The 13259-nt window shown below is 35.7% G+C and carries 14 protein-coding genes and 3 pseudogenes; 6 read left to right on the forward strand and 11 right to left on the reverse strand.

Annotated features, from left to right (window positions below; genetic code table 11):
- Window positions 1–30 precede the first annotated feature (30 nt).
- Both CDG59_RS10835 and CDG59_RS10840 read right to left on the reverse strand, forming a co-directional pair.
- Window positions 31–342: an ArsR/SmtB family transcription factor gene (locus tag CDG59_RS10835; RefSeq protein WP_005215950.1), complete on the reverse strand. Its 312-nt coding sequence runs from the start codon at window positions 340–342 to the stop codon at window positions 31–33.
- Between the two features lie 482 nt (window positions 343–824).
- Entirely contained in the window at window positions 825–1394 is a 570-nt protein-coding gene (locus tag CDG59_RS10840) for a TetR/AcrR family transcriptional regulator (RefSeq protein ID WP_087545325.1), read from the reverse strand.
- A gap of 431 nt (window positions 1395–1825) precedes the next feature.
- On the opposite strand from CDG59_RS10840, the pseudogene CDG59_RS10845 reads away from it, so the two are divergent.
- The 4 genes and pseudogenes from CDG59_RS10845 to CDG59_RS10860 form a co-directional block, all read left to right on the forward strand.
- A pseudogene (locus CDG59_RS10845) lies at window positions 1826–1975 on the forward strand (helix-turn-helix domain-containing protein); the annotation flags it as partial.
- A 55-nt stretch (window positions 1976–2030) separates the two neighbouring features.
- Window positions 2031–2420: pseudogene (locus CDG59_RS10850) on the forward strand (transposase); the annotation flags it as partial.
- Window positions 2421–2507: 87 nt separating this feature from the next.
- Window positions 2508–3428 (forward strand): LysR family transcriptional regulator, encoded by a 921-nt coding sequence (locus tag CDG59_RS10855; RefSeq protein WP_171295030.1) that lies wholly within the window; start codon window positions 2508–2510, stop codon window positions 3426–3428.
- Window positions 3429–3622: 194 nt separating this feature from the next.
- Window positions 3623–3870, forward strand: a pseudogene (locus tag CDG59_RS10860) (IS3 family transposase); the annotation flags it as partial.
- 231 nt (window positions 3871–4101) lie between these two features.
- Here CDG59_RS10860 and CDG59_RS10865 read toward each other — a convergent pair.
- The 9 genes from CDG59_RS10865 to CDG59_RS10905 all read right to left on the reverse strand — a co-directional run bounded on the left by CDG59_RS10865 (window position 4102) and on the right by CDG59_RS10905 (window position 11055).
- The gene (locus CDG59_RS10865) at window positions 4102–5352 is read right to left on the reverse strand and encodes a mechanosensitive ion channel family protein (protein WP_087545329.1); all 1251 of its coding nucleotides are present in this window, start codon (window positions 5350–5352) and stop codon (window positions 4102–4104) included.
- A 116-nt stretch (window positions 5353–5468) separates the two neighbouring features.
- A complete protein-coding gene (locus CDG59_RS10870) occupies window positions 5469–6008 on the reverse strand; it encodes a DUF2058 domain-containing protein (protein WP_004662427.1) in 540 nt (179 codons plus the stop codon).
- 3 nt (window positions 6009–6011) lie between these two features.
- Window positions 6012–6692, reverse strand: a complete 681-nt coding sequence (locus tag CDG59_RS10875) for a YoaK family protein (RefSeq protein WP_087545331.1) — start codon at window positions 6690–6692, stop codon at window positions 6012–6014.
- Window positions 6693–6701: 9 nt separating this feature from the next.
- On the reverse strand, window positions 6702–7901 hold the full coding sequence (gene sstT, locus CDG59_RS10880) for a serine/threonine transporter SstT (RefSeq protein ID WP_087545333.1): 1200 nt from the start codon (window positions 7899–7901) through the stop codon (window positions 6702–6704).
- Between the two features lie 424 nt (window positions 7902–8325).
- The gene (locus tag CDG59_RS10885; RefSeq protein WP_004639328.1) at window positions 8326–9111 is read right to left on the reverse strand and encodes a thiazole synthase; all 786 of its coding nucleotides are present in this window, start codon (window positions 9109–9111) and stop codon (window positions 8326–8328) included.
- A gap of 23 nt (window positions 9112–9134) precedes the next feature.
- Complete coding sequence (gene thiS, locus CDG59_RS10890) at window positions 9135–9332, reverse strand: sulfur carrier protein ThiS (protein ID WP_087545335.1); 198 nt, start codon at window positions 9330–9332, stop codon at window positions 9135–9137.
- A gap of 9 nt (window positions 9333–9341) precedes the next feature.
- Entirely contained in the window at window positions 9342–9707 is a 366-nt protein-coding gene (locus CDG59_RS10895) for a DUF423 domain-containing protein (RefSeq protein WP_087545337.1), read from the reverse strand.
- A 107-nt stretch (window positions 9708–9814) separates the two neighbouring features.
- Complete coding sequence (rpoH, locus tag CDG59_RS10900; RefSeq protein ID WP_004662417.1) at window positions 9815–10684, reverse strand: RNA polymerase sigma factor RpoH; 870 nt, start codon at window positions 10682–10684, stop codon at window positions 9815–9817.
- A 131-nt stretch (window positions 10685–10815) separates the two neighbouring features.
- Window positions 10816–11055 carry a sulfurtransferase TusA family protein gene (locus CDG59_RS10905; RefSeq protein ID WP_005159855.1) on the reverse strand — a complete coding sequence of 80 codons (240 nt, stop codon included), beginning with the start codon at window positions 11053–11055 and terminating at the stop codon, window positions 10816–10818.
- Window positions 11056–11619: 564 nt separating this feature from the next.
- Here CDG59_RS10905 and CDG59_RS10910 point away from each other — a divergent pair.
- A complete protein-coding gene (locus CDG59_RS10910) occupies window positions 11620–11832 on the forward strand; it encodes a cold-shock protein (RefSeq protein ID WP_004653893.1) in 213 nt (70 codons plus the stop codon).
- Window positions 11833–11932: 100 nt separating this feature from the next.
- Window positions 11933–13084 carry an ATP-dependent RNA helicase RhlB gene (gene rhlB / locus CDG59_RS10915; RefSeq protein ID WP_005159857.1) on the forward strand — a complete coding sequence of 384 codons (1152 nt, stop codon included), beginning with the start codon at window positions 11933–11935 and terminating at the stop codon, window positions 13082–13084.
- Window positions 13085–13259 lie beyond the last annotated feature (175 nt).

Below are 13259 nucleotides of genomic sequence, written 5' to 3' on the forward strand. Positions count from 1 at the left end.
AATTCTCTAATAATCTTTCTTTAGTAAAATTCAGATATTAGGACAATAATTTTCATAAAGCGTTGTTAAAACAACCTGTAACTTAGGGTCACTAATTGAATAAAAGATTTGCTTTCCATCCCGACGTGTAGAAACTACATTACTTTTTCTTAACATCATAAGCTGTTGTGACAGTGTAGGTTGTAGGATATGAGTAGCTTCTTCAATTTGAGACACATTTAATTCTTGTTTGGCTAAATGACATAAAATAATTAAGCGATCTGTGTTTGCCAAAGACTTAAGTACATTGACAATAGAGCTTGCAGACTCTCTCATCACGTTGATCTCTATATCCTTTTGCATACTTTTCTCACTACATTCAAGCCGAACTTAGTATAAGGTGAGAAAAACATAAAAATGTATTAAAACTTGAAAAATACAATGGTTTTTTGTGAATATCTATATCAGTGAAACTTATATTTGTCATTAATAACGCTTAGACTTTAAAATTTGAGAGTTTAGATATTTTGAGCAATGTTAGAAATTGTTAAAATTTTATAAATAATAAAATTATGTAATTAATTTAATTAATAAATATAAAAATTTTTAAAATTTTATTTGTACTTTCAGGAAAAATGTATATAATAAAGAACAAGACAGAAAGATCTGTCTTGATAAGAAGGATCGGGATGTGCAATTTGTACGACCGCCAGAGGGTAATATTTTTATTATTCTTTTTCCAACTCAGACGCAAGCGTGAGCCACAATAATAACTATAAATCACGCTTTATTTTTTTATACTTTCAATTTCATATTATTTGTTTTAACTCAGCTTTCTGAGAATTTTATGATGTTATTTGCTTTTCAAAATTAATTAAATGTTCTACGCGAGTCCAATACTCACTCATTTCAACAGAGTTTTTATTTACATGCGCTTGGATGGTCATTCCATCTAAAATACTTACGATTAATGTAGCTAAGTGTGTCGGGCTTCGAATATCTAAATGAGTCAGTAAGTTTTGGATCAAGGCTGTTAGCCATATTTTATATTGTGTCGCAGGTTCAAGAGTTGAAGGGTAAATTTTAATCACTTCTTCAAGTGCTTTTTGGAACATACAGCCGTTAAAGTCTTCGCTTTGGAACCAGGCGTTGTACCATTTGAATATCGATTCAATTTGCTCTAAATAATTTGATTGATCACATTGAGCTAATGTTTCATTCAATGAGATTTGAAGGTTAATATTACGTTGAAGTAAACATTCCTCAATAAGCTTTTCCTTCGATGGAAAATATTTATAGAATGTCATTTTTGCAACGCCTGACTCACTAATAATTCGATCAACCCCAATCGAATTGTAGCTATGCGAGTTAAAAAGTTTTAATGCTGTGTTAATAATATCTTCTTTTTTTGACATACAAGCCTCGCATTCGCTCTCTGCTAATATGAGCTGAGCATTATTTGCATTCCATCATGCAATTTTGGCACGAATTTTACATTGTATTAAATAAACATCATAGAAAAAATAATATTATTTATTTAATTGATTCTTAAATTTACAGTTCATCCATTATTTTTTTAGTTAAATATATGAATTAAGTAAATTAATTTAAATAAAATACAGTACTTATAAGGTGATTTATAACTCTATAATATGAATTTAAACTAATTCACATTTATTAAAAATTAGCTTCTTGGTAAAGTTTCAATTAAACGCGCAAAATTTTGATAAAGCGTTGACTGTTGAGTAGGCGTATATACAGGGCGTTTAATTGTCCCTTTATTGGTTTGAATCATTAAATCGACATTTTTGCATTTCTAAGTTTATTAAGAAATAAACTCGGGATAATAAATGCAGAACAAATCCGAGTCAAACTACATGAAGAATACGAGGTGTCCGTGTCTGTTGAAACCATTCGTAAGTTTTTACGTGATTCAGGTATGGTCTTCAAGCGTACCCGTCATAGCTTAAAAGAAAAGAGATCCGATTGCATTTGAACAAGCAACACAGCAGATTGAAGAATTACGAGAGCAAGCGGCACGTGGTGAAATTATATTAGGTTATGTAGATGAAACAGGGTTTTCATCTACACCTGATAACCGCTATGCGTGGACAAAGATAGGTGATGTTCATGCAGTTGATGCAATAAGATTAAAACGAGTTAATGTCATGGGGTGTTTGCTTTCAACGGGGAAACTGTTGACAAGTTGTTTACACGAGTCAGTTACAAGCACTTGGTTTTATGCCTATTTAACTGGAATAGCTCAACAAGTAAAACAGACGTATAACCTTCGATTAGTTGTTATTGTTGATAATGCCTCGATTCATAAAAGTAAAAAGATGGCTGATTACAGAGAACTACTTAAAACTAACTTTGCAACGAATCTGTATTTTATTCCAGCTTATAGCCCTGAGTTAAATCGAATCGAGATGGTATGGAAGCATAAACAATAATAAAATAAAATTCATAGTGAGACACACTCATGAATAACATGATAGGATGAATTAAATTCAATTGTGGTGATCGTTGTGTTAGAACTTCGTCATTTAAAAACATTAATTGCACTACGTGAGCATGGTTCATTGGTTGCGGCTGCGACAGATCTATGCCTAACTCCTTCAGCAATTTCTCATCAATTAAAAGAACTTGATCATTGGTATGGTGTAGAAGTTGTTAATCGCCGTAGTCGTCCAGTAAGTTTTTCCAATGTCGGCGAGCGTTTGCTTCGACTAGCAGATGATGTGTTGCCTCAGGTTCAGATAGCACAAACGGATATTACTCGTATCGTGCATGGACAAACGGGGAGAATTATTTTTTCATCTGAATGTCATAGTTGTTTTGACTGGCTAATGCCTTTATTAAATCAATATCGCCAGCAATATCCAGATGTCGATTTAGATTTTGCAGCGGGTTTTGAGTCTAATCCGCATGAATTATTGCAAAATGCCGAGTTTGATTTATTAATCACTGCTGATCCAATTGCACTCAAAGGGATTGAATACTTTCCGATTTTTGAATACGAGTCACGGTTAGTACTCTCAACGACACATCCATTAGTGCGTAAAGAAATAATCCTAGTTGAAGATTTGGCTGAACAAACGTTGATTACTTATCCAGTTGATAAACATCGTTTAGATATCATGGCGCATTTATTCATTCCAGCAAATATTCAACCTAAGCATATTCGAACGACTGATTTAACGCAGATGTTAATTCAGTTGGTTGCCAGTGGGCGTGGTATTGCTGCTTTACCTGATTGGGTCGTTAATGAATATGAACAAAAGGGATGGGTTGTCAGTCGTCGTTTAGACTGTGTGTCGCCGCAAGGATTGAGACGCACATTATATGCAGGCTACCGTACTGAAGATAAGGAGAAGAATTACTTTGAAGGTTTTCTGAAGCAACTTGAGAAATTTTCAAAGAAGCGTGCGATATATTATGAAGATTGAATAACTTTGTTATCTAGGTTGTAAAGGGATATACACATTCTGTTTGAACGGCTTATATACTCTTATTTGCATATATAGAATGATTAACCAAGATGCCAATCCATAAGTGATCCTAGCCAAAATAATGTACACATAGTCCCTCTAAAGCTAACGTAATGCTAACTTTGGAGATGTAAAAATGGCTAAATGCTTTTTTAACGAATAACTGTATTCAAAGTATGTCACGCAGCCTTGCGCAGTGCACTGCTCATGTTGGGATAATCCAGTGACAGAAAGCTTCTATGATACATTGAAAGGTCATGTGATACATGGTAGTGCGTTTGCCACTCGAAAAGAGGCGAATGCTGTCTTGTTTGACTATATTGAGATTTATTACAATCGGGTCAAAAGGCATTCCGCAAACGGCTGGTTAACCCTAGAAGCCTTTAAACAGAAACATTAATTAGGTGTGGCTTATTCAACCATAGATAAAGCGCATGTGTACTTTCTGATTCCTTATCTTAATTTATTGCAAAAATTTTTTAGATACTCAACCGATAAGAATAAAACTGCATTATCTACACATTTTAAGGTTTCATAGAAAATTTTGGGAAATTAGGTCTAAAGGTTTTTCTATTTGAATACTCTAAGGCTTTAGTATTGAAAAAAGCAAAGCCTTAAAGCTTAGTTCACATTAGATTTGAGCATCTTTAACAGGTAAATAGTTTTTAAAATCATATCCTGACGGTGCTTGATAAATTCTCAAACCAAATTCAGGAATAATTGCAATTAAATGATCGAAGATATCAGATTGAATTGCTTCGTAAGATGCCCATGCTGTCGTATTTGTAAATGCATAAATTTCTAAAGGTAGACCTTCACTAGTGGGTTGTAGTTGACGAACTAAAATAGTTTGATTCTGCGCAATACCTTGATGTTGGCGTAAATAGAACTCTACATAAGCACGGAATGTTCCCACATTGGTTAAACGACGTTGGTTGCATTCTGATTGATTGCTTAAATGATCATTAAACTTATTAATTTCATCTTGCTTTGCATCAAGATAATGGTCTAAAAGTAAAAAATCTTTTAATTTTCGCTGTTCACTATCAGTCATAAAGTGAACACTACTTTGATCAAGAAATATCGAACGTTTAATACGACGGCAGCCTGAATTACTCATACCACGCCAGTTTCTAAATGTATCAGTGACAAGTTTGTTGGTCGGAATGGTGGTCAGTGTTTTATCGAAATTTTGTACGGTCACTGTATGCAGAGACATATCAATCACATCGCCATCCGCATTTAAAGAGGGCATCTCAATCCAGTCTCCAATGCGAACCATATCATAAGAGGCAATTTGTACACTTGCGACTAAAGAGAGGATCGTATTTTGGAAGACCAGCATGAGAACTGCTGCCATTGCACCGAAGCCTGCGAGTAAAGTAAACACATCTTTTTTAAGAAAAGTACCTAAAATCATAAGACCACAGACAACGAATAAAATCAGTTTGATCAGCTGTAAATAACCTTTGATGGGTTTATTTCTCGATTTTGGATTGCGTTGATACACTAAGTTAAAAATATTCAGTGCTTCACTAATTGATAAAGCAAGCGTGAGAAAAATAAATGCCTGCGCTCCCATTTGTATTAATGTAATTACTTTTAATGGAAGATGGGGAACTGCACTGATTCCATTCATGATGACTATCGCAGGAACGATATTTGCAAATCGACGTGTAACGCTGTGTTGGGCAAAAATTGATTGATGGGGTGACTTAAGCTTAGTAATGATATGGCGGATACCACGTACAATAATTCTTTTGGCAATAAAATTTGCTAAAGCCGCTAGAAAAATCAAAATTGCGAATGAAATGAGCATTTCTAACCAAGGGTATTGGCTTAATTCACTTCTAATTTCGCTAATAAAACTTAAATAATTCAAATCAAAACACCTTACAATTTCACTTTGTTAATTGTAAGGTGTTAAAAGATATTATGATGAGTTGATCACATTTTGAATACGATCTGTAAGATTGTATTACATTAATGAGGTGTGATTTACCACATTAAATCATCTGGAATAACATAAGCCGCGTATGGATCTTCTTCATCAGTTGCTTGATCATTTTTCTCAGTATTATTGTTAACCAGAATAAATCCTTGCATTTTCTGATCAATTTTTTCTGCAAGAGCTTTGGGGAGATAAGCATATTTATCTTGATCTTTAGCAATAACTAAAGAACCCGTCACTAACGCATTATAAACTTGTTGTGAAAGATAAACCTTTTTAATTTTCCCCTCATCAATGAATTGATAGGTAACATCACCTTCTGTCTGTAAAATTTTATGTTGCTTGATCATTTGAATAATTGAAGCTTTAAGCGCCTTTTCTTCTAAAACCTTTTGTTTTTCTAAATTCAGTGCTTGGTCTTTGGCTAATTTCTCTTGATTCACTCGATCGATTTCAGCTTTTAATGAGGCATCATCATGTTGTCCAGTGCGTTGCTCATGTTGCACCTGTTTGGTTAATTTTTTAGCTTTTTTATTGTCGACCAAACCCGCTTTGAGTAACTGAGCTTGTAATGCATTTTTAACCATAATTCAATCCGAATTCGAGTTTGATGAAGAGCGAAAGTAAATTACCCAGTAAGCTATACTCATGGTCAGACTTAAACTTGCTGGTATTAGAAAAGTTTGTAATTTTAAATAAGGATAAAGCAAACTCGCAATAAGCCCACCGATAAAAAATCCTAGAAAGATGAGCATGTGTAAAAAAATACGCCTATTTTCTATTTTTAGACCACGAACTTTATAACCTAAGGTTAAACCAATATCCGTTAAAACGCCTGATAAATGTGTTGTACGGATAATTGCACCTTTATAGTGACTGACCATCGCATTTTGTACGCCCATGGCGACACATGCCCACAACAAACCATAGCGCGGGAAGTAAGGTAACAAAAGCCAAGTTAAAAATAGAAATGCAGCAACTAAACTAAGTGGGAAACCGTAATGATGGCCAAAAGAGACATTGCTATCCCCAAGAATGAGACCGCTGTAAAACGATCCAATCATGAAGCATAAAACTACTAAACTGAGATAAATAAAATGCTCTGGTTGCCATTGTAGCAAACTCATTGCCAGCATGCTGACGTTGCCAGTCATGTGTGAAACTGATTGATGTAGAACAGTAAATAGCCCCAATACGTTAACCATACCAGCATTTAGTGCGAGTAAAAAAGCACCAAGTTGAATCCAGTTTGGTAAACGCTGTAAGGGCATAACAATCTACTAGTTTTTTCGGTTTCGGAAATCTACAGCAGCAGTAAATAAAACGTCAGTTGACGAATTCAGCGCAGTTTCAGTCGAATCCTGTAATACACTGATAATCATACCAATCGCAACTACTTGCATCGCAATTTCAGATGATATACCAAATAAACTACAAGCAACAGGGATAAGCAGTAATGACCCACCTGCAACACCTGATGCACCACATGCTGAAACGGTTGCAACGACTGAAAGGATAATCATCGTGCTTAAATCAACATGAATATCTAATGTATGAACAGTAGCAAGCGTTAATACTGTAATTGTAACCGCTGCACCCGCCATATTGACTGTTGCTCCAAGTGGAATAGATACACTTGCGGTTGCTTCGTTTACACCTAAGCGTCGTGCTAAATCTAGATTCACAGGAATATTGGCAGCAGAACTACGCGTGAAAAATGCTGTGATTCCACTTTCTTTTAAACATTTGAACACTAATGGGTAAGGGTTTGCTCGCATCGTCAATGCGACTAGGATTGGATTAATCACTAATGCAACAAAAAGCATTGTTCCAATTAATACAATTAACAAATGTGCATAGCTAGATAAGGTTGCTAAACCTGCATCCGCAAAAGTGACTGCGACTAAGCCAAAAATTCCCACGGGGGCAAAACCAATCACGGTGTGAATAATTTTATTCACTGCATCAGCTACATCAGTAAGCACTTGTTTCGTAGTCTCAGAACTATGACGTAATGCTAAACCTAAGCCGATTGCCCAGGCCAAAATACCAATAAAGTTGGCTTCACTAATCGCTTGTATAGGATTGGCAATAAAGCTTAATAATAAATTCTTTAAAATTTCAGCCAAACTACCGGGTGCTTGTAGAGCTGGTTGAGTTGATAAATTAAGAAATAGCTGACTTGGGAAGGCAATACTTGCTACAACAGCACTAAATGCTGCGAGTAGCATTCCAACCACATACAAAATCATAACAGGTTTTAAGTTTGAGTTTTGCCCAACTTTGAAATTAGCAATCGAAGCAAGCACTAAAACAAAAACAAGAATCGGGGCAACCGACTTTAATGCTTTAATAAACAATTCACCTAGTAAACTCAAATAAGGTGTAAAGTTAGGAAAAAGCAAAGCTACGCCAATCCCTAAAAAAATAGCAATAATAATTTTGCTGACTAAGCTCAAGCGAGACAATACATTAAACATATAAAAGCCTTATAAACCTATATGTGGTTTAAGGTTAAACAAGCGCCGTATTCTATACCTAAGCACTGTATTTTTTTAAATTTTTTTGATGAACGAATTACTTTAAAAATACCATAAAAATTAAAATAATGTTTTTAAAAGTATTTTATTTAAAAATACAGAATCTTTTTGTGTAAAAAAAGATCTTATCTCTATGGTTTTACTAAAAAACTATAAGTAAAAAGTCAGTATTCTTCTATCTAGTGCTTAAAATTTAGATTGATAACTTATTGATAATTCTAGGAACAATAAATCATTTTATCTCAAAAATTATTGTACAAATGAGTGGTTTTTAAAGAATTTGGTCTTATCCATATAATTATTGCATTAAGCAAATAGTGATTAATACAAATAGAGAAGGGACTTATTTAGTCCCTTCTTTCTCTTACTTGAAAAAATATCCTGTTTCAGGTGAGCTTGCATTGGCCATACGCTTACGTGGCATACGACCTGCTAAAAATGCTTCACGACCTGCTTCAACCGCTTTCTTCATCGCAGAAGCCATCAAAATTGGATTTTGAGCAGCGGCAATCGCTGTATTCATTAATACGCCGTCGCAACCCAATTCCATTGCAATTGCAGCATCACTGGCAGTACCCACACCTGCATCCACTAAAACAGGGACTTTGGCATTTTCTTTGATGATGGAAATAGTATGTGGATTCAAAATACCAAGACCAGAACCGATCAAGCTACCTAAAGGCATGATGGCAACACAGCCCATACTTTCAAGTTCTTGCGCAACAATAGGGTCGTCTGAGGTATAGACCATGATTTCAAAGCCATCATCAATCAAGGTTTGCGCTGCTTTAAGCGTTGCAGTGACATTTGGATATAAAGTTTTTTCATCACCAAGGACTTCTAACTTCACCAAATTGTGACCATCAAGCAGTTCACGAGCTAGCATACAAGTCCGAATCGCGCTATCTGCATCAAAGCAACCTGCGGTATTTGGCAGGATTGTGTATTTCTCAGGTGGAATCACAGAAAGTAGATTTGGTTGATCGGCATGCTGACCGATATTTACACGGCGAATTGCCACCGTCACAATCTCAGCACCACTGGCTTGAATGGCTAAATCAGTTTCATTGAGATCTTTATATTTACCAGTTCCGACCAATAAACGAGATTGGAAAGTACGAGAACCAATAATTAAAGGGGAATCTTGCATGGGCTTACTCCATTTTTAGCCGATTAGCCGCCACCAACAGCTTGGATAATTTCAATACGATCTTCAGGAGCAATTGTCGTTTGCTCAAGTCTACTTTTCGGAATAATCTGTTGGTTCTTCTCTACAGCAAAGCGTTTGCCCTCTAAGGCTAAATTCTGAATCAATTGCTGTAGGTTTTCACAAGACGTGTCGATTGACTCGCCATTTAAATAGATGTTCATGATTAATCCTTATTTCGCATGCTTGATTGTTTGCCATGCGAGTAACAGCCAGCCCGCTATCATAAACGCACCGCCAATCGGTGTAATCGCACCTAAAATACGCGGTAGACCGAGCGCCATAATGTACAACGAGCCGCAGAAAAAGATGATACCAATTTGGATCAAAATAAAAGGAATTTTTATTGGAAATGTTGCTGTGGTTTTATGCAGGACGCCTAAGATAAGCAAACCAATTGCATGATAGAAAAAGTATTGAGTTGCTGTACCCCACCAAGCGAGTTGTTCTGGGGTTGCAAAAGATTTGAGTCCATGAGCACCAAAAGCACCCAACATAACTGCAAGCGCAAGATTAAGCGCCGAGATAGCTATCCACATAATGATAATGGAACTGGAAATTTGATGAACAAACTTAACATATTCGGGTGCTTAAACAAAGCCAGATAAAACAAAAGGGCATTAAAGCCCTTGTGTTTGATTCGATTTTAGCTTGCAGACATGGCAGTTTTGATTTTTTCCATTGCATTCTTTTCAAGCTGTCTAATACGTTCTGCTGAAACGTTATATTCTGCAGCCAGTTCATGCAAAGTCGATTTATCATCATCTAACCAACGACGTTGCAAGATATTACGAGAGCGATCATCAAGCTGTTCCATTGCCTCGTGTAAAGCAGAACTACTTTGCTCTTCATAATCTTCTTCTTCAATCAGTCGAGCTGGGTCGTATCGATTATCTTCAAGATAAAGTGCAGGAGCTGTATGTGGGGTATCGTCATCATCATCACCTTGAGCTTCAAAAGCAGCATCATAAGCGGTTAGGCGACCTTCCATTTCGAGCACTTGCTCTGGTGTCACATTCAAATCATTGGCAATTGATTTCGCTTCTTCTAATGTGAGTCGTTTGCTTGATTTTTTAAGACTACGTAAATTAAAGAATAATTTACGTTGTGCTTTGGTCGTTGCGATTTTGACAATACGCCAGTTACGAATCACATATTCATGAATTTCAGCTTTAATCCAGTGCACTGCAAAAGAAACTAAGCGAACACCCATATTTGGATCGAAGCGTTTGACCGCTTTCATTAATCCAAGGTTACCTTCTTGAATAAGATCGCCTTGTGGCAATCCGTAACCTGCATAGCTACGTGCAATATGTACGACAAAACGTAGGTGTGACATTACCAATAGTTTAGCAGCATCAAGATCTTGGTCATAATAATAACGTTCAGCAAGTTCTTTTTCTTGCTCGGCCGTTAGAATTGGAATTTGATTGACAGTACTGATATATGCACCAAGATTTACACCTGGCGCAGACAATGACAGGGGCATCAATTGATTGCTGCTGTCAGTAGTCATGGAGTCTCCTTATAGGATGGTATTTAAGTCAACAATTTCATCTTAATGCGAATGTTCTTCATCACTAAGGAAATTTGAGTATAAAAATGTAAAGTTATCTAGTTTATCTTTAGCTAGAGTTTATCAAAGAATTACATAGATTCAATTAAATAGTGAAACTCATTCTCTGAAATTTTTTGTGTCTGGCATTGAAGTTGCTGGATTTGGCAATATCGTGTTACATCAATTTCGCTATGTGGATCAGATGATTTCAATAAATACTGTTTAGATCCTTCAGCTTTTTTTAAAGCACGTTTCAACATCAATAGTGGCATTGGACAGGGTTGCCCAAGTGCATCAATCACTTCAGGGCATGCGGATATTTGGGTCATAAAGTTTTAATAAATTGAGTTCGATATGATTTTAACAAATTTATATGGTGATTACTGAGGATTTACTCTGAATTATTTGGGAAGTTATATTAATTCGGTTTTTCTCTTTTGAGCTTTTAATCTTAAAAATGGTTGTGAGTGTTTTTTAAACCTAATAACTAGCTCAATAGCGTTGAATGCAAATGAATCGCTTTGATTTTCTTTTCTGATTAATTTTATCTAAAATTGTTTCTCGTTTTATGGCAATAAAGCAGTGCATTTTTATACTAAAAAAAGCACTTGAAAACTGCTAAATTATTGAAAAAAACAGATAGAAACATTGGAAATAACTTAAAATAAATCTATTAATTATCATGAACCCATGTTAAGCTCGATGCGTTTTAGGATGTATGCTATACGATAAGATCGTTAAAAAAACCTATAACAAATGGATGTAACCGGAAATTGTTGATAGTTTTACAGAATGATTACAAGCTTTGAAATTATAAATATTTTAAAACCTTGTTGGCTCTGCTGTTTGCAACACCGGAAGGTCCTTATCTTTCAATATCTGAGGATTGACTTATGACAGCTCGTGAACAAGGCGTAGTAAAGTGGTTTAATGACACTAAAGGCTTTGGTTTTATTCAACGTAATGGTGGTGATGACGTATTTGTTCATTTCCGCGCAATTATGGGTGACGGTCACCGTTCTTTACGTGACGGCCAACGCGTTGAATTCAGCGTAGTTCAAGGACAAAAAGGTTTCCAAGCTGAAAACGTTCAGCCTTTAGACTAATTTGTTGCTTTAACGCAATATAAAAACGCTCCAATGTTATTTGGGGCGTTTTTGTTTATAATGCCACTTTCTTTTGATCATTGATGGTTCGAGAGCATATATGACATCTGGTTTTGAAACCTTAAATTTACATCCGCAGTTGAAGAAGGCAATTGATGCTTTGGGTTTTACACAAATGACCCCAATTCAACAAAAGGTTTTGAAATATACATTAGCAGGGCATGATGCCATTGGTCGAGCTCAAACTGGTACAGGTAAAACAGCAGCCTTTTTGATTAGTGTGATCAATGATCTATTAAATAATCCGCTACAAGAAAAACGTTTTCGTGGCGAACCACGTGCGCTGATTCTGGCTCCTACACGTGAGTTAGCACTACAGATTGAGAGTGATGCACAAGCTTTAACAAAATTTTCAAACTTACATCTTGTTACTCTACTTGGTGGTGTGGATTTTGATAAGCAAAAGAAAATGTTGGATAGTAATTTTGTTGATATTATCGTTGCAACGCCTGGTCGTTTAATTGATTTTGTCGAGCAAAAAGAAGTTTGGTTGGATAAGATCGAATTCCTTGTGATTGATGAGGCCGATCGTTTATTAGATATGGGTTTTATTCCATCGGTAAAACGGATTGTGCGTTATTCACCCTTCAAAGAACAACGTCAAACTTTAATGTTTTCTGCAACTTTTAGCTATGATGTGCTTAATCTTGCCCGTCAGTGGCTATTTGAACCTGTAACGGTTGAAATTGAGCCTGAGCAAAAAACCAATAATGATGTGGAGCAGCGTGTTTATGTGGTTGCGAAACAAGATAAGTACAAATTATTGCAAGAAATTTTGCGTGATGAACCAATTGATAAAGTTATGATTTTCGCAAATCGTCGAGATCAGGTGCGTCGTTTATATGATCACTTAAAGCGTGATGGTTATAAAGTCGGTATGTTATCTGGTGAAATCGCTCAAGATAAACGATTGAAGATGCTCGACCAATTCAAACAAGGTAAGCACAACATTATGATCGCAACAGACGTTGCTGGTCGTGGCATTCATGTTGACGGCGTATCGCATGTGGTGAATTTTACTTTGCCAGAGCAGTCTGATGATTATGTACATCGCATTGGTCGTACAGGTCGTGCTGGTGCTCAAGGTGTGAGTATTAGTTTCTTATCGGAAGATGATGCTTTCTATTTGCCAGAAATTGAAAAAGCAATTGGTAAAAAGTTGCCTTTAACACGTTTAGATGGATATTGTTAAGCCTAAACAATATTTTCTGATATTTAGATAGCATTTAAAAAAGACTAAATTATTTCTTAATTCAGTCTTTTTTTATTTTGAAAGCCCCTCATTTGCTAAATTACACAAATGATTCATGATTTTTTCGGAAATCCAGTGATTAGTTGCTGAATTGAAGTAAATCAACATGTAGAAT

It is taken from the genome of Acinetobacter sp. WCHA29, assembly GCF_002165335.1.
In the GTDB taxonomy this organism is placed as follows: domain Bacteria; phylum Pseudomonadota; class Gammaproteobacteria; order Pseudomonadales; family Moraxellaceae; genus Acinetobacter.